The 25,949-nt window shown below is 35.1% G+C and carries 16 protein-coding genes; 15 read left to right on the forward strand and 1 reads right to left on the reverse strand.

Annotation, left to right across the window (positions count from 1 at the left end; translation table 11 throughout):
• Nucleotides 1-79 precede the first annotated feature (79 nt).
• The 7 genes from GKZ88_RS11155 to GKZ88_RS11185 are packed head-to-tail and all read left to right on the forward strand — an operon-like array spanning nucleotide 80 to nucleotide 6,817.
• On the forward strand, nucleotides 80-709 hold the full coding sequence (locus tag GKZ88_RS11155; protein ID WP_155102454.1) for a TetR family transcriptional regulator: 630 nt from the start codon (nucleotides 80-82) through the stop codon (nucleotides 707-709).
• Nucleotides 710-738: 29 nt separating this feature from the next.
• Nucleotides 739-1,980 (forward strand): TolC family protein, encoded by a 1,242-nt coding sequence (locus GKZ88_RS11160; protein ID WP_155102455.1) that lies wholly within the window; start codon nucleotides 739-741, stop codon nucleotides 1,978-1,980.
• A gap of 12 nt (nucleotides 1,981-1,992) precedes the next feature.
• Nucleotides 1,993-2,895: an HlyD family efflux transporter periplasmic adaptor subunit gene (locus GKZ88_RS11165; RefSeq protein WP_155102456.1), complete on the forward strand. Its 903-nt coding sequence runs from the start codon at nucleotides 1,993-1,995 to the stop codon at nucleotides 2,893-2,895.
• Between the two features lie 9 nt (nucleotides 2,896-2,904).
• Nucleotides 2,905-3,855: an ABC transporter ATP-binding protein gene (locus tag GKZ88_RS11170; RefSeq protein ID WP_155102457.1), complete on the forward strand. Its 951-nt coding sequence runs from the start codon at nucleotides 2,905-2,907 to the stop codon at nucleotides 3,853-3,855.
• A complete protein-coding gene (locus GKZ88_RS11175; protein ID WP_155102458.1) occupies nucleotides 3,845-4,588 on the forward strand; it encodes an ABC transporter ATP-binding protein in 744 nt (247 codons plus the stop codon). The genes GKZ88_RS11170 and GKZ88_RS11175 overlap by 11 nt, the downstream gene beginning before the upstream one ends.
• A gap of 1 nt (nucleotide 4,589) precedes the next feature.
• Nucleotides 4,590-5,696 carry an ABC transporter permease gene (locus tag GKZ88_RS11180; RefSeq protein ID WP_155102459.1) on the forward strand — a complete coding sequence of 369 codons (1,107 nt, stop codon included), beginning with the start codon at nucleotides 4,590-4,592 and terminating at the stop codon, nucleotides 5,694-5,696.
• The gene (locus tag GKZ88_RS11185) at nucleotides 5,693-6,817 is read left to right on the forward strand and encodes an ABC transporter permease (RefSeq protein ID WP_155102460.1); all 1,125 of its coding nucleotides are present in this window, start codon (nucleotides 5,693-5,695) and stop codon (nucleotides 6,815-6,817) included. Before GKZ88_RS11180 ends, GKZ88_RS11185 begins: the two co-directional genes overlap by 4 nt.
• Before the next feature lie 20 nt (nucleotides 6,818-6,837).
• On the opposite strand, the gene GKZ88_RS11190 is transcribed toward GKZ88_RS11185, so the two are convergent.
• Nucleotides 6,838-7,359: a GNAT family N-acetyltransferase gene (locus tag GKZ88_RS11190; protein WP_155102461.1), complete on the reverse strand. Its 522-nt coding sequence runs from the start codon at nucleotides 7,357-7,359 to the stop codon at nucleotides 6,838-6,840.
• 411 nt (nucleotides 7,360-7,770) lie between these two features.
• On the opposite strand from GKZ88_RS11190, the gene GKZ88_RS11195 reads away from it, so the two are divergent.
• The 8 genes from GKZ88_RS11195 (at nucleotide 7,771) to GKZ88_RS11230 (ending at nucleotide 25,684) form a co-directional block, all read left to right on the forward strand.
• Complete coding sequence (locus GKZ88_RS11195; protein ID WP_155102462.1) at nucleotides 7,771-10,887, forward strand: glycoside hydrolase family 2 TIM barrel-domain containing protein; 3,117 nt, start codon at nucleotides 7,771-7,773, stop codon at nucleotides 10,885-10,887.
• 173 nt (nucleotides 10,888-11,060) lie between these two features.
• Nucleotides 11,061-15,152 carry a two-component regulator propeller domain-containing protein gene (locus tag GKZ88_RS11200; protein WP_155102463.1) on the forward strand — a complete coding sequence of 1,364 codons (4,092 nt, stop codon included), beginning with the start codon at nucleotides 11,061-11,063 and terminating at the stop codon, nucleotides 15,150-15,152.
• Between the two features lie 83 nt (nucleotides 15,153-15,235).
• Nucleotides 15,236-16,453, forward strand: a complete 1,218-nt coding sequence (locus GKZ88_RS11205; RefSeq protein WP_347343869.1) for a DUF2264 domain-containing protein — start codon at nucleotides 15,236-15,238, stop codon at nucleotides 16,451-16,453.
• A 25-nt stretch (nucleotides 16,454-16,478) separates the two neighbouring features.
• Nucleotides 16,479-17,633 (forward strand): glycoside hydrolase family 88 protein, encoded by a 1,155-nt coding sequence (locus tag GKZ88_RS11210; protein WP_155102465.1) that lies wholly within the window; start codon nucleotides 16,479-16,481, stop codon nucleotides 17,631-17,633.
• 449 nt (nucleotides 17,634-18,082) lie between these two features.
• Nucleotides 18,083-21,415 (forward strand): SusC/RagA family TonB-linked outer membrane protein, encoded by a 3,333-nt coding sequence (locus GKZ88_RS11215; RefSeq protein ID WP_155102466.1) that lies wholly within the window; start codon nucleotides 18,083-18,085, stop codon nucleotides 21,413-21,415.
• Between the two features lie 13 nt (nucleotides 21,416-21,428).
• Nucleotides 21,429-23,411 carry a RagB/SusD family nutrient uptake outer membrane protein gene (locus tag GKZ88_RS11220; protein WP_155102467.1) on the forward strand — a complete coding sequence of 661 codons (1,983 nt, stop codon included), beginning with the start codon at nucleotides 21,429-21,431 and terminating at the stop codon, nucleotides 23,409-23,411.
• A gap of 286 nt (nucleotides 23,412-23,697) precedes the next feature.
• Entirely contained in the window at nucleotides 23,698-24,555 is an 858-nt protein-coding gene (locus GKZ88_RS11225; protein ID WP_155102468.1) for a glycoside hydrolase family 16 protein, read from the forward strand.
• Nucleotide 24,556: 1 nt separating this feature from the next.
• A complete protein-coding gene (locus GKZ88_RS11230) occupies nucleotides 24,557-25,684 on the forward strand; it encodes a glycoside hydrolase family 43 protein (RefSeq protein ID WP_155102469.1) in 1,128 nt (375 codons plus the stop codon).
• The last annotated feature ends 265 nt before the right edge of the window (nucleotides 25,685-25,949 follow it).

The raw sequence follows: 25,949 nt of genomic DNA on the forward strand, positions 1-25,949 counted from the left end.
CAAAATATTTAATCATTTGATTAAATATTTTGATTAACGTATTAAAAAATATTTTACATTTGCATATAAATTATTAAAGATGAGTGTTTCAGAGTCTAAAAAGAAGGATACAAGTACAGAAGAAAAAATAAAAACTGCGGCAAAAACAGTCTTTTATAAAAAAGGTTTTACGGCAACCAGAACTAGAGATATTGCCGAAGAAGCAGGTTTGAATCTTGCTTTGCTCAATTATTATTTTAGGAGCAAAGCTAAGCTTTTTGAAATAATAATGTCTGAAACTTTTGCTGGGTTTATCGGCAGTATGAAAATAATACTGAATGACGAAAATACCTCATTACAGCAAAAAGTAGAAATTATTGCAGATCGATACATTGATTTTATTACTGTAGAACCAGAAATTCCAACCTTTATTCTGACTGAAATACGAAATAATCCTGATGGTCTTTTAAAAAGACTGCCAATCAAAGAAATTGTAAATGACTCGGTTTTCATCAAACAGTTTCAGGAATTGGTGGAGAAGAAGATAATAACAGAACCCAATCCGCTTCATTTTTTGATGAATCTTTTAGGATTAGTGGTTTTTCCATTTATTGCAAAACCTATTATTATGGGAAGCAGAAATTTGCAGATGGAGCAATTTAACCATTTGATGCAAGAGCGCAAGAAAAAAATCCCGCTGTGGATCAATATGATGTTTAGCGCTGTATAATAATTCAGAAGTTTAATTATTTGTACAACATGAGAAAGTTATACTTACTTAAATATATAGGAATTCTATCCTTTATAAATGTCCAGGCTCAGATATTGACAGTAGATCAAAGTTATCAGATGGCGGTTGAAAATTATCCTTTAATCAAGCAATACGAATTGATCGAAAAAACCAAAGAATATACTTTGAGCAATGCCAATAAAGCTTATTTGCCACAAGTAAGCCTTACTGCTATTGAAGGTTATGTTTTTGGAGATTTCCCGAGTATGGGAAGTTCGGGAAGTGACAGTAAATTTAAATTTATTGGTTTGGGACAAGTAAATCAGGTAATTTGGGATGGCGGTGCAACTAAAACGCAAAAAAAGATCATCGAAGCATCTTCAAATGTTGATAAGGCTTCTGTCGAAGTTTCGCTTTACGATTTGCGTTCAAGAGTGAATCAGCTTTATTTTGGAATGCTTTTGATTGATGAACAGTTAAAACAATTGGAAATACAAAATAAGATTCTTGCAAACAATATCGATAAGGTAAAAAAACTTCATGAAAATGGCCTCGCCTACAAAACGGATGTCGATGAAATAAAAGCGGAGCAATTAAATCTCAGCAGGCAAAAAACAGATTTTGAATATACCAGAAAGGGGTATCAAACTATGCTTTCTTATTTGACAGGCAAAAATATCAGCCATACTCAACTGGAGAAACCTATAAATGTTATGGGAATTGACACCTTGATCAATCGGCCGGAGCAGAAACGCTTTGAAAGCCAGCGAAATTTGGTAAATGCACAATCTGATATGCAGAAAGTCAATCTTATGCCAAAAGTAGGATTGCTTGGCGCTGGTGTTGTATTGGCACCTGGAGTTAATTTTGGACCAAATAAAATTTCTACTATTGGAGTTGCCGGAGTAAGCGTAGGCTGGGATATAAAAGGGTTGTATAAAAATTCAAACGAAAAACAGCTGACACAGCAGGAATTGAAAAAAATTGAAGTTCAGGAAGAAACTTTTTTATTCAATACCAGATTTCAAATGAATCAGAAAAAAACCGATATCGACAGACAAACGGCAATCTTGAAAGATGATGATACTCTTGTAAAACTTCGCCAGACCATACGTGAAGGTTATCAGTTAAAATATGACACAGGTGCCGGTCCATTAATAGATTTGCTGAATGCCACTGAAAAAGAAGGAACGGCACGTGCAGAGAAAGCACTGCACGAAGTTCAATTGCTCATGACGGCCTATGAGTACCAAATAATCAAAGGAAATTAATTACCATATATTATGAAAAAGATAAAGCTTTTCTATTTTCTTATGCCAATGATCTGTATGTTTTCATGTCATAATAAAGAAAACGATTTTGATGCTTCAGGATCTTTTGAAGCTGTAGAAACTATTGTTGCAGCAGAATCAAATGGTCAGATTTTGCAATTAAATGTTGAGGAAGGACAGCAGTTAGAAGCTGAACAAAAAGTGGGATATATTGACAGCACACAGCTGGCGATTAATAAAATGCAGCTGAAACAAAACAAAAAAGCAATCTTAAGCGGAAGACCACAGGAACAAATTCAGACTGACGCTTTAAAAAAACAGCTTGCAAATGCACTTCTTGACCGCAACCGAACTGAGAAATTAGTAAAAGGCGGTGTGGCTTCTCAAAAACAATTAGACGATGCCAATGCAAAAGTGGCAACGCTGCAATCTCAAATAAGCGCGCAGAAAAATTCTCTGGAAATTACAAACGAAAATTTGACAGAACAGGGAAATACGGTTGGCGTTCAGTTAAAAGGAGTAGAGGATCAGTTAAATAAAAGCATAATCGTAAACCCGATTAAAGGAACTGTTTTGACAAAATATGCTGAACAATACGAGATGGCTATGGTGGGAAAACCGCTCTACAAAATTGCAAATCTCGAATCGTTGAATCTTAGAGCTTACATTACGGGAACACAATTGCCTCAAATTAAAATAGGACAGCAAGTTAAAGTGCGAATTGATCAAGGGGAAAAGAAATACAAAGAATATCAGGGTACCATTAGCTGGATTTCAGATAAATCGGAGTTTTCGCCAAAGACAATTCCAACGAAAGATGAAAGAGCAAATTTAGTTTATGCCATAAAAGTAAAGGTGAAGAATGATGGCTATTTGAAAATTGGGATGTATGGAGAAGTTCTTTGGTCAAAATAAAATAATGTTATGCCTGCAGTTACACTAAAAAATAGTACTAAAAAATATGGTGATTTTGTTGCCGTAGATGACGTATCTTTTGAAGTGCAGAAGGGAGAACTCTTCGGATTGATTGGTCCTGACGGAGCTGGAAAAACTTCTATTTTCCGAATTTTGACAACACTCCTTCTTGCAGATGGCGGAACCGCAACTGTTCAGGGACATGATGTTGTAAAAGAATTTCAGGAAATTCGGAACAAAGTAGGATATATGCCCGGAAAATTTTCGCTGTACCAGGATTTGACTGTACAGGAAAATCTCAATTTTTTTGCAACCATTTTTGGAACCACAATTGAGGAAAATTATGAATTGATTAAAGATATTTATGATCAGATAAAACCTTTCAGCAACAGACGCGCCGGAAAACTTTCGGGTGGAATGAAGCAAAAATTGGCACTTTGTTGCGCCTTGATTCATAAACCTGAAGTTTTGTTTTTAGATGAACCTACAACCGGAGTTGATGTAGTTTCAAGAAGCGAATTTTGGGAAATGCTGGGCAAGCTTAAAGAACAGCATATTACCATAATTGTGTCAACACCTTATATGGATGAAGCAAAATTATGCGATCGTATTGCGCTGATGCAAAACGGAAAAATAATGACTGTCGATACGCCACAGCAAATTATAAAAAGTTTTCCGAAACCGCTTTTTGCCGTCAAAGCGAAAAATATTTATAAACTGCTTCAAGATCTAAGAAACGACGCAGCAATTGAGAGCTGTGATGCATTTGGAGAATTTCTTCATGTAACTTTTGTATCAGAAAAAGCAAATGAAGAAATGGTTCATTCTATTGCAGAAAAATACCATCCTGAAAATTTCGAAGTAAAAAAAATAGAGCCGACTATTGAAGACAGTTTTATTCGTTTAATGCGGGAACAAAATGACTTAAAAGAACCAAAAGAAATGTCAAATGGAAAATAAAGCAATAGTTTGCAAAGATTTGACCAAGCAATTTGGTGATTTCAAAGCTGTTGATAAAATTAGTTTTGAAGTCAACGAAGGTGAAATATTTGGTTTTTTGGGCGCTAACGGAGCAGGAAAAACGACTGCAATGCGAATCCTATGCGGACTTTCGTATCCCACTTCGGGAGAAGCCAGTGTTGCGGGATTTGATGTTTATAAACAGCAGGAGAAAATCAAAAAGAATATTGGTTATATGAGTCAGAAGTTCTCATTGTACGACAACTTGACGGTTCTTGAGAATATTGAATTTTACGGCGGTGTTTATGGAGTTTCCCGACCTGAAATAAAAGAAAGAAGCAATGAATTGGTGTCGACTTTAGGTTTAGAAAAAGAAGCAAAAAAATTAGTGGGCGGACTGCCTTTGGGCTGGAAACAAAAACTGGCTTTTTCAGTGGCTGTATTTCATCGCCCTAAAATTGTTTTTCTGGATGAACCTACAGGAGGCGTTGATCCTATAACCCGCAGACAGTTTTGGGATATGATTTATCAGGCTGCCGCCAATGGAATAACGGTATTTGTAACTACGCATTATATGGATGAAGCCGAATATTGCAACCGAATCAGTATTATGGTTGACGGAAAAATTGAAGCAATAGATTCGCCGTCTGCATTGAAAAATCGTTTCAATACGGGTTCTATGGATGAAGTTTTTTATGAACTGGCACGAAATGCCAAAAGAGCAGCAGATTAGTATGAAAAGATTGTTAGTTTTCATTCGGAAAGAATTTTATCATGTCTTCAGGGATCAAAGAACACTGCTGATTCTCTTTGGACTTCCCGTTGCGCAGATTATTCTTTTTGGATATGCATTGAGCAGTGAAGTCAAAAATATCGGAATTGCGATGCAGGATAATTCTCATGATGTTCATACGGAGAAGATTATCAGAAAAATTCAGTCGAGTTCTTATTTTAATACCGCTGCTCCAATTCTTGATTATAAAGATATCGAGAATCGTTTTAAGGACGGAAGCATAAAATGTGCGGTTATTTTTCCAGCAAATTTCGGTTCTGATTTACAGCGCATTGGCGGAGCAAAAATTCAAGTGATTGCAGACGCTTCTGATCCAAACACAGCAACAATAGTCACCAATTATTTAAATGCAATTGTTACTGATTATCAGCGGGAATTAAACCCGTCAGTTAAACCAAATTACCAAATTGTTCCCGAATTGCGACAGCTTTACAACGAACAGCAAAATGGTTCACTCAATTTTATTCCCGGTGTAATTGCACTGATATTTATGATTGTCTGTACCGCATTGACTTCTGTTTCTGTCGTTAGGGAAAAAGAGCTCGGTACAATGGAAATTTTGCTTGTATCGCCTTTCAAGCCCATAATGGTTTTGATTGCAAAGGCAATTCCGTATTTAGTATTGTCTTTAATTAATTTTGTAATCATCATATTTCTTTCCGTATATCTTCTTGACGTTGAAATAAAAGGAAGTTTTTTACTGCTTTTAGCCGAAAGCATCTTGTTTATTATTACCTGTCTTTCTTTAGGTCTGCTGATTTCAAATGTTACCGATTCACAGCAGACAGCGATGTTAATTTCAATGATGGGAATGATGCTGCCCACTTTATTGCTCACGGGTTTTATGTTTCCGTTAGAAAATATGCCATGGATTTTTCAAGCGATTTCGCATTTACTTCCTTCGCACTATTATTATATTATTGTCAAAGCTGTTATGCTGAAAGGTTTAGGATTTTCGTATGTGTGGAAAGAAACACTGGTATTGGCCGGAATGGCACTGCTTTTATTGACGATTGCTTTGAAAAAATTTAAAATAAGATTGTCATGAAAGTACTTCGTTTTATATTGCAGAAAGAGTTCAGACAAATATTTCGTGACAAAACTATTTTGGCAATGATGTTTTTTGTTCCAACTATTCAGTTGATTATTTTGCCTTTGGCAGCTAATTTTGAGGTTAAAAATGTGAATGTGGTCTATGTTGATCATGACCACAGTTCGTATTCTCAAAAGCTGATAAACAAAATTGGTTCTTCTGGATATTTTCATATTAAAGCCACTCCAGCTTCTTATTTAGAAGGTTTAAAATCGATTGAAACCGGTGATGCCGATTTAATTTTAGAAATCCCTTCTGGATTTGAACGAAACTTGGTTCGAGAAGGAAGTCAGAAAGTTAATATTGCTGCAGATGCCATTAATGGAACAAAATCAAACATTGGAAATGCTTATTTAAATGTTGTATTGAATGATTTTAGCCGTGATCTCGATATTCGGTTCAAATTGCCACAGCAGTCGGCTTCAATATCGCCTTCCTTAATTACGCTGACAAGCACAAATTGGTACAATCCGCGAGCCAAATATAAATATTATATGGTTCCTGGAATTTTAGTTTTGCTGTTAACATTAATTGGAGGATTTATAACTTCGCTAAACATCGTAAAAGAAAAAGAAATAGGAACCATCGAACAGATTAACGTAACGCCTATTCAAAAATGGCAGTTTATTTTAGGAAAACTTATACCATTTTGGATTGTCGGAATTATTGTTTTTACAGTCGGTCTCACTGTAATGTATTTGGTTTATGGCATTTTTCCGTTAGGAAGTCTTGCCGTACTTTATCTTTTTGCGGGAGTCTATTTAATTGCGGTGTTAGGATTAGGACTTTTGATTTCCACTTTTGCTGATACACAATTACAGGCTATGTTTATCGCCTTTTTCTTTATGATGATTTTCATGTTGATGAGCGGTCTTTTTACCAGTACCGACAGTATGCCAGATTGGGCAAGAACCATGTCTGAATTTACTCCAGTAACACATTTTATTAAAGTCGTTCGCCTTATTGTTCTCAAAGGAAGCGGATTAAAAGAAGTTGGACAAGAGTTATTGTATCTGATTATTTTTGCTGTTGTTTTGAATGCACTTGCAATTTATAATTATAGGAAAACAAGTTAAATTAAGGAGATTAAAATATTTTAGTTGAGAACTTTTTTCATCATTAAATCAGTCTGTTCGTCATTACCTAATCTAAATATATGTGTGTCAAACTGCACAAAACCATTTTTGCTATAAAAATGTACAGCTCTAAAATTCTTTTCCCAAACACCTAGCCATATAAATGCTGCATGCATTTCTTTTGCTGTTAGCAAAGCCTGATTATAAAGTTCCTGTCCAATTTTTTTGCCGTGAAATTCTTTAGCAACATAAATTCGTTCTATTTCGAGTGCATCGTTTTCTTGAATTTCTGTTTGTGCTATGCCTGTATTCAATTTCAGATAACCAATAACTTTTTCATCTATTTCAGCTAAATAAAATGATGAAAGTTCATTTTTAAGTTCCGAAGTTAATTTTTCAGTTGAAAAACTTTCATCCAAATATTTGATCATATTTTCTTCTGTATTCACATCACCAAAAGTTTCAGAGAAAGTTTGTCTGCCAATAAACTGCAGTTTTGAAAGATCTTCTAGCGTGGCTTTAGTAATTTTTACTGTATCCATTATTTTTTTTAATGCTTTAAAATTGATTATTCTTTAATTTTTTGAAGCTTTTTTTATTCTGCCATCATTTTAATTTTTAACAAAGATAAAGGATATAAAATGCTATTTGTTTATAAAGAAATGCAAAAAACGCCTTAATAGAGGGGGTAAATTTGTACAAAACTGCTCTACATACTAAAATGCCCCTTCTAGTATATCTAAATGTCCCTCATGTCTTTTAACTGATTATCTAAATTTGTGTTCCAGAATTTGTCATTCCTTATTTATTTGAGGTACACGTTTTTAAAATTTGGTTAGTGTTAGGAAGGTTCTTTTTATGATTTTGTTATAAAGAAATGCCTTAAACCAATTTGGAATGACAATTTTTTTTCTGTTTCCAATAGTAAAATTTAGACAATCAAAAATAGTTAGATGAAGAAAATTTTTTTAGCAGCTGCGCTGTTTTTAAGTGCACAGATTAATTTCGCACAAACCAATGAATGGGAAAATCCGCAAGTTTTAGACCGAGGAAAAGAATTAGGACGTAGTTCGTTTCTTTTGTTTGGCAATGCAGATGAATTGAAGGACAACAATCCTAAAAAATCAGCATTGTATCAAAGCCTTAACGGAACTTGGAAATTTGATATTGTAAAAACACCGTCACAAAGACCTACGGATTTTTTCGAAGCTGGCTTGGATGTCAGCAAATGGAAAGAGATTCAGGTGCCTTCAAATTGGGAATTGCAAGGATATGATATTCCTATTTATACGAATATCACTTATCCATTTCCAAAAAATCCTCCTTTTATTGCAGGAGATTATAATCCGGTAGCAAGTTACAGACGCAATTTTACAGTTGCTGATTCTTGGAATGATAAAGAAATTATACTTCATTTTGGTTCAATTTCTGGTTACGCCAGAGTGTTTTTAAACGGAAAAGAAGTTGGAATGACCAAAGCGTCTAAAACGCCAGCTGAATTTAATATTACTTCTTTTTTAAAGAAAGGAGAAAACTTAATTGCAGTTCAGGTTTTTCGCTGGCACGACGGAAGTTATCTAGAAGATCAGGATTTCTGGAGATTAAGCGGTATTGAGCGTGATGTTTATTTGCAGGCAATGCCTAAAACTGCCGTTTGGGATTATTTTGTAAAAAGCGATTTGGACAATCAATACAAAAATGGAATTTTTGATCTGGATGTTACTTTGAAATATTTTGAAAATAACAAAATTAAAAATCCATCGGTTAAAGTTGAATTGTTTGATAAAGAAGGAAAAACAGTTTATTCTGAAAGCAAAAAAGTAAATGCTAAAGAACAGAAAATCAGCTTTTCAAAAACAATTGAAAACGTAAAACAATGGAATGCTGAAACACCAAATTTATATCGTTACACTATTACATTATTAGATAATAAAGGAAATGTGCTTGAAGCGGTTTCTAAAAAAACAGGTTTCAGAAAAGTAGAAATCAAAGACGCACAACTTTTGGTTAATGGAAAAGCGGTGATGGTAAAAGGGGTAAACATTCACGAACATGATGATGTAAACGGACACGTGCCAAGTCCTGAATTGATGTTGAAAGATTTACAGTTAATGAAGGAATTCAACATCAATGCGATCAGAATGAGTCATTATCCGCACGACACGCATTTTTATGATTTATGTGATGAATATGGTTTTTATGTAGTTGATGAAGCGAATATCGAGTCACACGCGATGGGAGCGGAATGGCAGAATTGGTTTGACCAGAAAAAACATCCTGCGTATTTGCCAGAATGGGCGCCGGCACATTTAGACCGTATCAAAAGAATGTTTGCATTTGATAAAAATCATCCTTCGATTATTATTTGGTCGTTAGGAAATGAATGCGGAAACGGACCTGTTTTTTATGATGCTTACGATTGGTTAAAACAAGTTGATTCAACTCGTCCAGTTCAATTTGAGCAGGCTGGTGAAAATAGAAATACAGATATTGTTTGCCCAATGTATCCAGGAATAAAAAGCATGAAAAGTTATGCAACTGCAGATAAAAAGCGTCCTTATATTATGTGTGAATATGCGCATGCAATGGGGAACAGCGGTGGAAATTTTCAAGAGTATTGGGATATTATCAACAGCAGTAAACACATGCAAGGCGGTTTTATTTGGGATTGGGTGGACCAAGGAATTAAAACGAAAGATGCTAATGGAAAGACATTTTGGGCTTACGGCGGTGATTTAGGCGCTTCAAAACTTCAAAATGATGAAAATGGTTGTGCAGACGGTGTTATTTTCTCAAACAGAACTCCAAAACCTGCTTTGAGCGAAATTAAAAAAGGATATCAAAATATTCATTTTCAGTTTGCTAATGAATCTGAATTGACAGTGAAAAACCTTTATAATTTCACCAATCTTTCTGATTATACTTTTAAATGGGAATTGGTTAAAAATGGTGCAATAGCAAAATCAGGAGAATTTAATCTAGATGTTGCGCCTGAAGAAAGCAAAAAAGTCGCTTTAGATTTAGGAACAATTGATTCTGATTCAGAGTATTTTGTGAATATTTATGCAGTTTCAAAATACGATGCGCCTTTAGTGGCTAAAGGACATGAATTTGCAAGAGAACAATTTGCAATAGGAAAAGGTTTTTATTTTAAAAATAATGCAACTGCAAAAAGTGCATCGAAACTAAAATATACGGTTAAAAATAATATCGTTTCTTTTGAAACAGAAAATATTGCAGGAGAATTTGATCTTCAAAAAGGAGAAATCTTAAAATACAATTTGAAGAATAATAACGATGCTATTTTTACCAATTTCCCAACTCCATATTTCTGGCGTGCTCCAACAGATAATGACTTTGGAAGCAACATGGAAAATAAATTAGTGGTTTGGAAAGAAGCTTCAAAAAATGCGACGGTTGTAAGTGTTGTTTTAGACAAAAAAAATGCTGACGGTTTATTGATTAAAGCAATTTACAAATTAGCAACTGTTGATGTTCCTTACACAGTAGATTATTTGATTCAGAATAATGGTGAAATAAAAGTTACAGCTTCTATTGATTTGGCTGGAAAAGAATTGCCAGAAATGCCTCGTTTCGGAATGCGTGCACAACTAAACGGAACTTTCGATAATTTGAGTTATTATGGAAGAGGTCCGTGGGAAAATTATTCCGATAGAAATTCGGCAGCATTTATTGGAGAATATTCAGATAAAGTTATGAATCAGTACACAAGAAGCTATATTCGTCCTCAGGAAGGCGGTTATAAAACGGATGTTCGCTGGCTGGCTTTAAAAAATGCAAAAGGGCAAGGTTTAAGAATCGAAGGATTACAGCCGCTTGGTTTTAGTGCATTGAATATTTCAACAGAAATGCTGGATCCGGGGAAAACAAAGGCACAGCGCCATCCATCTGATTTGGATTTAGATTCTAAAGAAGCGGTTTATCTGCACTTAGATTACAGACAAAGAGGTGTAGGAGGAGATGACAGCTGGGGACGTCTGCCTCACGATCAATATCGTTTAACAGATAAGCAATATACTTACTCTTATATAATTTCATTGGTTAATTGATAAGAACTGTATGTGTTTTTTTACATGAAAAACCTATGATTTATTTTCATAGGTTTTTTTAAGATTAATTTAATAATTGTATTTTTCACACAAATAATTTATAATCCTGATTTTTTAAAGAAAATGAAAGAATTAGATTAGAAAAAAATATACTTAATCTCAAATCCGAAATTTTGAAAACCAAAATTCTATTTTTTTTAGCGTTTTTAGTTTATTTCACAGCTAATTCACAGACTGCAGGAACTGCTATTCCAAAATTTGGACAAAAAAAATATGATATTGGTTATCTCGGAATTAAAAATGGGCTTGCTAATAATGCCGTAACCTCAGTTTATAAAGACAAGAGAGGTTTAATGTGGTTTGGAACTTACGACGGAATCAGCCGATATGACGGTTATAATTTTTTAAGTTTCAGAAACGAGCCAAACGATGCTAATTCGCTAATAAATAACAGAATTGTAAGTATTTGCGGTACTCAAAATGAAATTTGGATTGGAACAAAAGGAGGAATAAGCGTTTACGATTATCTCGGAAATAAGTTCATTACAAAAAGTTATATAAACGCCAAGACTTCTAAAAGCGAACAGATTGATTTTGTGGTCAATCAAATTCGGGATTATAAATCTAAAATGTATATCGCGACTGCTGGAAAAGGGTTGCTTTATGCAGCAGGAGAACGAGAAAAAATTGTTCAAATTCCGCTTTTAGAAAACGGGAAACTGAAATGGGATTTTCACGTTCAAGAAATGGATTTTGATGCGTCTGGAAAATTGTGGTGTTCTGTTGCAGGAGTGGGCTTAGTGGCTATGGAACCTGGAGCAAAACGACTTTCGGTTGTTTTTGAGACTTCTGTAGGCAGTGGTTCAATTTTATATGACAAGTTTTCAAATATTTGGTTAGCTGCTGATGAAGGACTTTTAAAATACAATACAAAAAATAAAACGCACCAACTTTACAGTAATCAGGAAATTCAATATCCTATTTCTGATTTGATGTTTAAGGCTTCCGCCAATGAACTTTGGATTGCGACAAACGGAAATGGTGTTGTTAAATACAATTACAGCAAAGATTCTTTTTCACTTTTAAGTGCTTGTCTTGATGAGGAAAAACTCAACAGTAACGCTATTTCGTCTTTATATTTAGATAATGAAAACAGAGTCTGGATTGGAACTTTAAGAGGAGGAGTAAATACGATTGAAGAAACAAAAAGTCCGTTTGTGACGATTTCGAAAAACGATAAATCAAAAAATACACTTCCGAGCGATTTTATTCTTTCCTTATGTGAACAGGATTCAGAAAATCTTTGGGTTGGGACAGATGGTGCGGGAGCTAGTTTGTGGAACCGAAGAACGAATACATTTACTAATTATTCGTACAGTTCAAATAATTCAAATTCGCTCAGCAATAATTTCGTTTCTGTTATTTTAAAAGATGCCAAAGGAACTTGGTTTGGAACCTATGGAGGAGGAGTCTGTCTTTTTAATTCGCAAACACATAATTTCAAGAAATACAATCTTTTTAGTCCAAAAATCAAAGCAGTTCAAAAGAATATCTGGGTATTATTTCGCAGTAAAAATAATGTTTTGTGGGCGGCTTCTCCAGACGAAGAAGGTTTGTATCGCTACAATGAAAAAACGGATCAGTTTGATTTTGTAGATGCAGGAATTCGCGGTATCATTTCGATGGCTGAGGATAAAAAACAGCTTTGGATTGGGAATTTTTCGAAACTATTTCAGTTCGATCCCAAAACAATGAAACGACGAGAAGTGGATGTTAAATACCCTGTTCGATCTATTGTTTCTCATTCAGATACAAAAATGCTGGTTGGTACAGAAGGCGGCGGTTTGATGCTTTTTAATCCGAAAACTTTTGAACGAAAATTTCTGACGCAGCGAAACGGCCTTCCAAATAACTCCATTTTAAATATTGTCCGCGATAAACAAGGCGCTTATTGGTGCAGTACGTACAATGGAATATTTGTATATAATGTTGATACCGGAAAAATCACGAGTTATCATGATGCTGACGGACTTCAGAGTAATCAATTTAATTACAATGCGGCTTTAAAACTTTCTAGCGGAGAAATTGTATTTGGCGGTATCAAAGGATTTAATATTATTGACACCAAAGTCAACAGTCAGGCGCACGCTTTTCCAAAGCTGGTTATCACATCGATTAAAGTAAATAATAAGGTTTTTGATCAGGCTGGTTTAGGCGCATTTGGAATCGATAAATTAAAACTTCCTTATGATGAATCGATGCTGAATATCGATTTTGCAGCTTTAGAATACAGTTTGCCTGAGAAAATTTCATACGCTTATTTTTTAGAAGGATGGGATTCGCAGTGGCATTATGTGGATAATATCAGAAGCGCCAATTATTCCAGAATCACAGAAGGCGATTATGTGCTTAAAATTAAATCAACAAATGCAGAAGGCGTTTGGAATACAAAATCCATTTCCATGCCTATTACCATATTGCCGCCGTGGTACAGAAGCGGTTGGGCTTATTTCTTTTATTTTGTTGTGCTTGTGCTTGCTATTTATGTGGTAGATAAATATCAGCGTCAACAGGCACAGCTTAAATATGAAATTCGGCTTTCTCAGGATTTGGCAAAACAGGAAAAAGAACTGAACGAGAAAAAACTAACTTTTTTTACTAATATTTCTCATGAATTCAGGTCGCCATTGACCATGATTATCAATCCGCTGAAAGATATTATTTATGGCGCTGAACAGCAGATCGACCCTGCAGCAATTGAAATGGTGTACAGCAATTCAAGAAGATTGTTGAGTTTAGTAGATCAATTGCTTCTTTTTAGAAAAACAGAAACCGAAACAGGAAAATTAAAAGTAGGACAAATTGATATTGTTGAATTGTGTAAAGAGGTTTTCAGCTGTTTTGTGCATCACGCAAAATCAAAAAAAATAGATTACAGTTTCAGTATTTCCGAAGAAAATTTAATGGTTTATGTCGATCGGGAAAAAATAGAAATGGCTTTGTTTAATTTGATTTCCAATGCTTTAAAGTTTACTGAAAAAGAAAATGGAAAAGTCGCTGTCAATTTGCGTTGCACAGAGGATGAGATCATTATAAATGTTATTGATAACGGAGAAGGAGTTGTAGATGCTGACAAAGACAAAATTTTTAATTTGTTTTATCAGTCGGGCAAAAACATCAAGAATAACCGCAAAGGATTTGGTATTGGTTTGTATCTCGTAAAACAGTTTATAGAACAGCATCACGGAAAAGTAAGCTGTCGTGATAACGAAAACGGAGGTTCTGTTTTTGAAATAAAACTGCTTTTAGGAAAAGAGCATTTTGGTGATATTGAAATTCGTGAAGATTTAAGTGACCGAACTTTATTTTTAGATGAAGCTTTAGAAGATACTGTAATTCGCGAAAATGTTTTGCCGACAGTTGAAGAACCAGAAAACGTGCACGAATTAATTAAGGATGCGAAAAGTATTTTAGTTGTTGATGATAATGTTCAGATTAGAAATTATTTGAAAAGAATATTAACGTCTAAATATCATGTTACCGCGGCTGAAAATGCCGAAATGGCTTTAAGTATTGTCAAAAAAGTACAGCCGGATTTAATTATTTCTGATGTTGTAATGGGAGAAATGAATGGTGTTGCATTTTGTAAACACATAAAAAGTGATCCCGATTTAAAACATATCCCTGTAATACTTTTAACCGGAGGAACGTCTGAAGATGTGAAACTGAAAGGCGCTGAAGTTGGTGCCGATGATTATATTACTAAACCATTTGACAACGATTATTTATTGGCGAGAATCAACGGAATCCTGACGCGCCGTGACAGCGAACAGAATTATATGCTTAATTCGGTTACAAAAAATGTTGCCGGGCCAAAACTCTCTGATGAAGATAAAAAACTGCTTGATAAAATTATCGAACTCATTGATTCTAATTTAGATGTGGATAATTTTAATATAAAAGATTTAGCATCAGAATTAGGAATGAGTCATTCTTTGGTTTACAAAAAAATTAAAAAAATAACGGGTAAATCGGTTTTAGAATTTACACGAAATGTCCGCCTTCGAAAGGTCGCAACATTATTGATTACAACCGATTTGCAAATAAGTCAAGCAGCATCAATTGCTGGTTTTGGCGACATTAAATATTTCAGAAAACATTTCCAGCAGTTTTACAACCTGAATCCTTCAGAATTCAAGAAGAAATACCAAAATGTGAAGGATAACAAATATATTCTGAATGAAAGTTTTTGGAAATCGACTTAGAAGAAAATAGAAAATAGAAAATAGAAAATAGAAGAAAGAAGAAAGAAAAAGGAAAATATATGAATCATCGTTTTAAAAATATTGTGCTAGCAGTATTTATTTGTCTTCTAGTTCTGAATGTTCACGGACAATCAAAGAAACCAGAAAAAGATTCTCCTGAAAAAGTCCGAGCGTTTTTTGTGGCTTCTTTAGTAAAAATCGGAGATCCGGTTTTAACTGCCTTAAGCAACAATCAGTTGAAAACATTGATGCCAGTTGAAAAATCGCCGGGCGCTTGGGATGACAGAACGCATGTAACGTATTTAGAGGCTTTTGGAAGAACGCTTTCTGGAATGGCGCCGTGGCTGGAATTAGGCGCAGATGAAACTTCCGAAGGAAAATTAAGAGCAAAGTACATTGCTTTGGCACAAAAATCAATTCATAATGCGACGGATCCAAATGGAGCAGATTTTATGAATTTTGTAAATGACAAACAGCCTTTAGTCGATGCCGCTTTTTTTGCTCAAGCTTTATTGCGTGCGCCAAAACAACTTTGGGAACCGCTTGATGCCGTTACAAAAGAAAACGTAATTAAGGCTTTAAAATCATCCCGAAAAATTGAACCGTATCACAGCAATTGGCTTCTTTTTGCCGGAATAATTGAAGCAGCGATTATTAAATTTGATAAAGAGGAAGATACAAACCGATTGAATTATGCCTTATCAGAACATAAAAAATGGTATTTGGGAGACGGAACTTATGGTGACGGACCTGATTTTCATTGGGATTACTACAACAGTTTTGTAATTCATCCAATGCAATTGGATATTTTAAATCTTTTGAAAGATAAAAATGAAGGTTACAAAAAAGACTTTGAAACCGAGCTAAACAGAGCCAGAAGATATGCTGCAATTCAGGAACGATTAATTTCTCCTGACGGAACTTATCCGCCAATTGGAAGATCGTTGGCGTATCGTTTTGGCGCTTTTCAGCTTTTGTCTCAGATTGCACTTTGGAAGGAATTGCCAAAAGAAGTTGCTCCGTCGCAAGTTCGTTCGGCACTATACTTTATGATTAATAATCAGATAAATGCCAAAGGAACTTTTGATAAAAATGGCTGGCTTCAGATTGGTTTGTACGGTCATCAGCAAAATATTGGCGAAGGTTATATTTCAACCGGAAGTTTGTATTTGTGTACCGAAGCTTTTCTAGTTCTGGGTTTGCCAGCAACAGATTCGTTTTGGACTGATGCTTATCAGCCTTGGACACAAAAGAAAATATGGTCGGGTCAGGAAATTCCAATTGACCACGCTTCAAAATAATTAAACGCTTAATCTTACTATAATTATGTATTTTAAAAAATCAATTTTTATTGCATTGTCTGCTGTTTCGATAGCACTTGTTGGCTGTAAAAGCACCGCTGTAAAACAACAATCTGCAATAAAAGAATCTAAAAAAGATGTTGTTGTCCTTATTGATAAAGTAAATAACCGCTGGCAAAGCACGCATCTAGAACCAGGAAATTCTTTTTGGCATGTTTCCGCTTATCATACAGGAAATATGGAAGCTTATAAAGTAACTAAAAACAAAAAATATTTGGATTATTCGATGGCTTGGGCGGAGAAAAACCAATGGATGGGCGCCAAATCAACGGATAAATCAGAATGGAAATACAATTACGGAGAAACAGATAAGCACGTCTTATTTGGCGATTGGCAGATTTGTTTCCAGACTTACATTGATTTATACAATTTTACAGGAAAAAAGGATCCTCACAAAATTGCCCGCGCAAAAGAAGTTATGGAATATGAAATGAGTACTCCTGCAAATGATTATTGGTGGTGGGTTGACGGATTGTATATGGTGATGCCAGTTATGACAAAGCTGTATAACGTTACCGGGAATGAAATGTATTTGGAAAAATTGCATTCTTATTTGCAATATGCGGACAGTATTATGTACGATTCTGAAGCAAAATTATATTTCCGTGATGCTAAATATGTTTATCCAAAACATACAAGTGCCAATGGGAAAAAAGATTTCTGGGCGAGAGGCGACGGCTGGATTTTTGCCGGTTATGCTAAAATTATTCAGGATTTGCCAAAATCAGCAAAACATAGAAATGAATACATCAGCCGTTTTAAAGAAATGGCTCAGGCATTGGCAGTAGCACAGCAAGAAGGCGGCTATTGGACCAGAAGTATTTTGGATCCAGAACATGCTCCGGGGCCAGAGACCAGTGGAACTGCTTTTTTTACGTATGGTTTTTTATGGGGAATTAATAACGGAATTTTGGATAAAAAGACTTTTTTGCCAGTTGCTGAAAAATCTTGGAACTACTTAACCACTTTTGCGCTTCAGGCAGATGGAACTGTTGGATACGTACAGCCTATTGGTGAAAAAGCAATTCCAGGACAAGTAGTAGATAAAAATTCTACAGCCGATTTTGGTGTCGGCGCTTTTTTATTGGCAGCGTCAGAAATGTATCGTTTTGTGAAATAGTTTTTGAGTAAACAATTTTAATTAAATCGGCTTGATTTCTTCAATGAAATTAAGCCGATTTTCTTTTGCTAAAATGTGGAGAAAAGAAGATTTGAACATTATAAATTAAAAGAGTATTGTCATCATTAAACTTCAATACTATTCCCTTTTTTAAAAATGAATTCTTCGAGTATTTATATAAAATGTTGTGCTTCCTTCAAATATTGCTTCCGATAAAAGCAGAATATATATTTATGAATTTTTGATTTATGCAGTGCTTTTTTTTAAGAATATCTTAAAAACGTAGTGTTTTAGCGGTCAGATACCAATTTGCCCCTTCTATATTATCATATTTCCCCCCTCTGAAACAACAGTGTTCTTTTAGATTTGTAGCTCAAATCGAATGCTGTAGCTTATACAGCTTCGATTTAAACCAAACTAATTATTTAACCAAAATTACAACCAAGAAAATGAAAAACTTTATTAGGAAGATGAAGACTCCTGATTATGTATCTGGATTTGATTTTAAAAAGAAACTTGCGATTTTTTGTGTGCTGGTTTCATTATCTCAAGTACAGGTATACGCAGGAGAAACTTCGGGAACAAATGTGCTGGAAAAAATTGAACAGCAAGATGGGATAAGCGGGCAAGTTAAAGATCAAAAAGGAGTGCCGCTTCCAGGAGCTACAGTTTCGATTAAAGGAACAAAGATTAGTACCATTACTGATTTTGATGGAAAATTTAATTTAAAAGGAGATCAAAACGCAATATTAGTAGTGTCTTACATTGGTTTTGTGACTCAGGAAATTCAAGTTAAAAATAAAACAAATATTACAGTTCAGCTTGTAGAAGACGCTGCTTCATTAAATGAAGTTGTGGTTGTTGGATACGGTAAGATGAAAAAAAGCGATTTAACGGGAGCAATTGTTCAGGTTAAACCGGATGCTTTAGCAAATCAAAATCCACAGACGGTTCAGGATTTATTAAGAGGAGTTCCGGGTCTAAAAGTGGGTTATGATCCTGCAGCAAAAGGAGGAGGATCTTTACAGATTCGTGGGCAGACTTCTGTTTACAATCCAGATGGAGCGGGTCATAATTCACCGCTTATTATTTTAGACGGAATGCAATTCTACGGTGAGCTTTCAGAAATTAATCCTGATGATGTTGGCCAGATCGATATTTTAAAAGATGCATCGGCAACAGCTGTTTATGGATCTAAAGCGGCGGCAGGTGTTATTGTTATTTCAACTAAAAAAGGAAAAACGGGTAAGCCTATTATTAATCTAACGACAAACATGACGATTGTCAATGAAAGTGCTTATCGTAATGTATATTCTCCAGAGGGATATATAAAATATCGTGAAGATTGGGAAACAGCTAAAACGTATGGCACAAATACAACAACTGGAAACTATGAGGCTTGGGTTACAGGAACAGCTGCTGGTAAAGCAGGATATTACACGAATCCTAATCAATTAGATCAGTACGGAATAACTCAGGCACAATGGTTGGCCTATCAGCCAGCTGCGCAAATCGCAGGAAAAAGTTTGAATGAAGTCTGGGGACTTCGTCTAGGTATTACTGATGTTACACTTTTGAAAAATTTTACAGACGGAAAAACACACAATTGGTATGATAGTACTTTTAGAACAGGTATAAATCGTGACAATAATTTAAGTGTTTCTGGAGCAGGCGATAAAGTAAATTATTATATGTCTTTGGGTTATTTATCTTCAGAGGGAGCTATTCAAGGCAATGATTATACTTCAGTTCGTGCCAATATGAAAGTGGATGCTAAAATTACAGATTGGCTTGAATTTGGAGCAAACGTTAATTTTCAAGATCGTTCAGATGGAGATATATCTGTTGGAACAGGAACTAATTATTGGGATGCAAATATGTTAAGAAACAGCCCGTTTGCTAACTTTAAAGAAGCAAATGGCGATTATGCAAGACAGCCAATGGGACCTACAATTGGAGGTTATAACTATTATTATGATCGCCAATATATGGATCTTGACAGAGGTTATACCGTATTGAATACTATTTTTAATACAAAGGTAACATTGCCTTTTGATATTACATATTCATTTAATGCTTCACCGCGTTATGAATTCTTTTACAACCGTTATTTTCAGTCGGCTGGAAATAAAAACTGGAGTGCAGCTAATATAGGTGTCGATAGAGAAAACGGTAAAAAATTCACTTGGAACGTAAACAACACTATAGCTTGGGATCATACATTTAATGGGAAACACCATATTATTGCAACATTTGTTCAGGAAGCTGAGGATCTAAAAACATGGTCAGATCGTATTGATGCAAATAATATTCAGCCTTCAGATGCCTTAGGATATCACAATATTTCTAATGCAACATTGGCTAATAGTACGTTTACATCAACAGATACGCATCAAACTGCAGATGCATTGATGGGAAGAATTTTCTATTCATTTGACAATCGTTATATGATAACAGGAACGGTACGTCGTGATGGCTATTCAGCATTTGGTGCTTCGTATCCTTATGCAACTTTTCCTTCTGTAGCATTGGGATGGAGCTTTAATAAAGAAAATTGGTTTCATTGGGAGCCTTTAAGTACGGGTAAATTACGTTTATCATGGGGTAAAAATGGAAACAGATCACTTGCAGATCCCTACTTAGCTTTAGCAAACTTAAGTTCAGGTACAGGAGCAACAATGGGATATCTTGATGCTTCAGGAAACACTGTTGATATGAAATACCTAGGAATAGACCGTATGGCAAATCCTAATTTGCAGTGGGAAAAAACAACCGCAACAAATATTGGTCTTGATCTTGGTTTCTTAAATGATAGAATCACAAGTACAATCGATGTTTATAGATCGGTTACTAACGATATGATCATGAGTCAGCGTCTGCCGATTTTTACCGGTTTTTCATCAATTGCTACTAACCTTGGAGAGGTTGAAAATAAAGGTATTGAAGTAAGCCTTACTTCTTTAAACATAAAGAAACCAAACTTTGAATGGACAACTATGGTTGCTTTTTCATACAACAAGAATACCATTAAAGCATTGTATGGCAATATGGAAGACGTTAAGGATTCCAGTGGAAATGTTGTGGACACCAAAGAGGCAGATGATAAAACAAATGGTTGGTTTATTGGCCGACCGATTTCTCAAATCTGGGATTATAAAGTAATCGGAATTTGGCAGAAAGATGAAGCTACAGAAGCTGCAAAATACGGACAACGTCCTGGTGATCCAAAAGTTGAAAACAGTTATACTGCTGACGATGTTAACGGAAAACCAACTTATAATGAAAAAGATAAACAGTTTTTAGGACAGGGAGCACCTCCAATCAACTGGTCGTTACGTAACGAATTCAAAATTTATAAAGATTGGAATTTGGCAATCAATATGTATTCGTACATGGGGCACAAATCACTTGATGGACGTTATATGAATAATTATAACGATGGCAGTTTATATACAAACAACTACAATCCATTCGTAAATCCATATTGGACACTTGATAACCCAACAAATGACTGGGCACGTCTTGATGCCAGAGGACCTGCGGGAGCTGGAGTAGCAAAATTATACGATCGCAGTTTTATTCGTTTAGACAATATTTCGTTGGCTTACTCACTTCCTAAAGATCTAGTAGATCGCTTGCATGTGAGAAATTTCAAAATTTATGCTTCTGTTCAAAACGTTGCAACATGGTCAGCTTCAAAAGAATGGAAATATTATGGTGATCCGGAAACAGGTGGTCTTGCTACGAGGATGTTTAATTTAGGATTTAACGTTTCACTTTAAAAATTATTCAACAATGAAAAAATATATAAAAAATAAAATTACAAGACTGGTGCCGTTTGCTGTATTGGCAGTATTGGCTAGTTCTTGTTCAAAGGATTTTCTGGAACCAGATCCGCTTTCGTTTTACGAACCAGAAACTACATTTAGTACTGAATCTGGATTGCAGGCAGTTTTGGCAAGTGCCGATAAACAGCTGCGCAACAATTATATTCATTATAATAGTGCCAGTAATAGTGTGCCTATTGGGACAGAATATGTTTTCTCTGATATGGCAAAATATGGAAAAACAGATAACAGCAGTACCATTTCTGATTTTGCGAACACTATAGTTCCTACGGGAAGTTTTAAAACAGCAACAAATGATGATTTTTACCTAGGATTTTATTGGGATGAAGCGTATACCGGCATTAAACATGCTAACACTGTATTGACTTATATTGATAAAGTGACAAGTTTATCAGAAGAAGTGAAGCGCAAATATATCGGTCAGGCGTATTTCCATAGAGCTTACCGTTATCTTAATTTGATATATCAATTTGGAGACATTCCGTTAATTACAAAAATTTTGGAAGTTCCGAAGCAGAGTTATTATTCGACTAAAAAAGAAGCCATCATTGAAATGATTACAGCCGATATGGAAAAGGCTGTAGAATGGGTGCCGGATCAGGCAAAATTGCCTTATATAGGTGTAGTGAACAAAGGAGCATGCCGTCAGTTATTGATTAAATGTTATTTGGCTTCTGGAAGATTTAAAGATGCAGAAAATCAAGCAGATTTACTGATTAATTCATCTGGCTATTCTTTAATGCAAGCTAATTTTGGAACTTTTGATCCAGGAGGAAATCCAACAACATGGACTATTAACAGAAATGTGATCTGGGATTTACACCGACCTGAAAATAAAATTATTGCTGCTAATAGAGAAGCCATTATGGTAATGCCTAATGGAGGAGTACAGTCATTTTTGCCATTTGCTTCAATGAGAATTTTTGGACCTAACTGGAATTCTGCAACTGTTACAACTCCTGACGGAAAACAAGCAGCAAATCGTTTTGCCTCAAACAGTGCTAATTACCAAGCTAATTATGATTATGCAAGAGCGTTAGGGCGTGGTATTGCAACAATTAGTGCTTCTTATTATTCACAGCACCCAATGTGGGTTGTAAACGGTGTTGAGGACAAGAAAGACCTTAGACATAACAGCACTGTAGGGAACTGGGTAAATATGGAAGATCTTAAATACAGTGATAAGACTTCTGCATTCTACGGGCAAAATTTCAGATTAAGAAATGGTACAACTTTATTATCTAAAGATACGCTTCGTGAATGGTTTGATTTTCCTTTGTATAAAATTTATCTGCATGATGTTGTAAATGAAACGAATCCAAATGCAACAGATTTTCAGGGAGCTAGTACAGGAAGTAAAGCACATTGGTACTTATATCGTTTAGCTGAAACGTATTTATTAAGAGCCGAAGCACGTTTTTATCAAGGTAACGTTGGTGGAGCAGCTCAGGATGTAAATACAGTTAGAGCTAGAGCAGGTGCAGTACAAATGTACGGTCAAGTAACGATTGGTGATATTTGCGCAGAAAGAGGAAGAGAACTTTACTTAGAAGAATGGAGAAATGTCGAGTTAAAACGTATCTCACACTGTCTTGCACTCAGCGGAAAACCAGATGAATGGGGTCAGACTTACAATAAAACCAACTGGGATAAACAATCAGGAACTGATAATGCCGGCGGAAGTTATTGGTATCAGCGTATTGTACATTATACCCTTTACAACAAATATCCTAGTGGAATTGTAGTCCCTAATGGAACTAAATTTTACACCATGGACAAACGTAATAACTATTGGCCAATTCCAAATAGTGCTATAACGGCGAATATTAAAGGTAAATTAAGCCAAAACTTCGGTTATGATGGATATGATCCTAACATTAAAGTCTGGGATAAATGGCAAGATGCTGTCGCAGATGAAAGTCAGCTTTAATAAAACGTTTTTTACCTATTTAGCTTAGGTTATCTTGTTTTGGACTTAAATAATATCTCTGCTGTAACTGCAGCAGAGGTATTGTTTATAATTACTGGCTAAAGCCTATTTTAATGATCAGCAATTTGCTTTTTAAGCAATATTTACCGCAGCTGATTTATTCACAAACAAAAAATAATATTGATTTACAACGCATTATTTCGTCAATAGAGATAATGTCCTAGATTTTTATTGGAATAAATTAACCAAAATTAAAACGCTGTTTTTAATCTTAAAAAATTAAGAAATGAAATTTTACCTTTTAAGGTTTTTGTTTGTGACCGCCGTACTGACAGTACTTTCTGGATTTGTTACAAATGCAGAAAAAGTATTTACAGATAAAGAATACAAACTAGTCTGGAGTGATGAGTTTTCAAAAAACGGAGTTCCGAATGAAAAGAATTGGAATTACGAAACAGGTTTTGTGAGAAACCAAGAATATCAGTGGTATCAAAAGGAAAATGCCTATTGTAAAGATGGTTTTTTGATTATTGAAGCCAGAAAAGAAAACAGAGCTAATCCAAATTTTATTTCTAAAAATCATCATGATTGGAAAAAGCAAAGAGATTCTATAAAAGTCACTTCTTCCTGTTTAATTACGCAGGGAAAGCATTCCTGGCAATATGGCCGATTCGAAATGCGGGCTAAGATTCCGGTAAAAAACGGAATGTGGCCGGCCTTTTGGACTTTGGGCATAGAAGGAAACTGGCCTGCAAATGGAGAAATTGATATAATGGAATACTATACCGGAAAAATATTAGCTAACGCCGCTTGGAAATCAAACCAGCCAAATGTTGCTTGGGACAGTCAAACAGTAAAATTGAGTGATTTTAAAGACACTTCATGGGCAGATAAATTTCATATCTGGCGAATGGATTGGGATGCCGATTGGATCAGATTGTACGTTGACGACCAATTGCTGAATGAAATTAGTGTAAAAGACGCCAACCAAAATGAAGATAAAAAAATACTTCCGTTTCAACAGCCGCATTATTTATTGGTCAATCTGGCTGTTGGCGGCATAAATGGCGGGGAATTGACATCAGACAGTTTCCCGTCAAAATACATAATAGATTATATCAGGGTTTATCAAAAAAACAATTAAAATGAGATTAAAATATTCAATCATTATATGTTTTATCAGCACTATAATGTTCAGCCAAAACAAAGAATTTGAGCCAGGAAAACAATGGAAAGATACGGATGGTGTTCATATAAACGCACACGGCGGAGGAATTCTGTTTGATGCTGGAACGTATTATTGGTATGGCGAATACAAAACAAGCGGTAAGTCGGGAAATACATCTTTAATTGGTTTCAGCTGTTATTCTTCTAAAGATTTGTATAACTGGAAAAACGAGGGAATTGTATTAAAAACAGAAGAAAATCCAAATTCTGAAATAACAAAAGGATGCGTTATGGAGCGCCCAAAAGTGATTTTTAATAAAAAATCGGGCAAATATATAATGTGGTTTCATTTAGAATTGAAAGGCCAAGGGTATAATGCAGCAAAAGCGGCTGTTGCAATAAGTGATAATCCAAAAGGGCCTTTCAAATTTTTAAAATCCTATCGTCCAAATAAAGGTGTATGGCCAATGGATTATAAAGAGGAATTTAAAACCGCTTCCGCAAATGAAAGCCAATTGAAATCATGGACCCCTGAATGGCTGACTGCTATTAATAATGGAATGTTTGTTCGCAGAGATTTTAATAAAGGACAAATGGCGAGAGATATGACCGTTTATGTTGATGATAATCAAAAAGCATATTTAATTCATTCTTCTGAAGATAATCTAACGCTTCATATTTCAGAACTTACTGATGACTATTTGGATTTTACCGAAAAATGGACAAGAGTTGCTCCTGCAGGTCATAATGAAGCACCGGCTATTTTTAAAAAAGAGGGTACTTACTATATGATAACTTCTGGCTGTACAGGCTGGGATCCTAATGAGGCTCGTTCTTTTTCATCTAAATCGGTTTTAGGGCCATGGAAATCACTAGGAAATCCATGTGTGGGTGCCGATGCGGAACTTACTTTTCATTCGCAAAGCACTTATATTCTTCCTGTTGAAGGAAAAAAAGAGCATTTTATTTTTATGGCCGACAGATGGAATCCAAAAAATCCGATTGATGGAGGTTATATTTGGTTGCCAATAAAGTTTGACAATGGCAAACCAATTTTAAAATGGGCTGATCAATGGAATTTGAGCGATTTTACTGAGAACCAATAAAATAAATAGTATTAACTCGTTGAGTGTAATTCAAAAATAAAAATGATCTATCACATAGATACATAGATTTGGAAACTTACAAAAGGTGTTTCACTATGCATTAACAATCATAGCCTATGTGTGAGAAACCTGGTTTCTTTTTGTATTCTTTTTTACACATTAAAAATCTATGTACCTATGTGTTAAAAATAATTACGCTCAACGGGTAGTATTAAGTATCGGTAAATTTATAAATTAGGAGTTGCTAACGCGGCAGTTATCTTAA

This window comes from Flavobacterium sp. LC2016-01 (assembly GCF_009711135.1).
Classification (GTDB): domain Bacteria; phylum Bacteroidota; class Bacteroidia; order Flavobacteriales; family Flavobacteriaceae; genus Flavobacterium.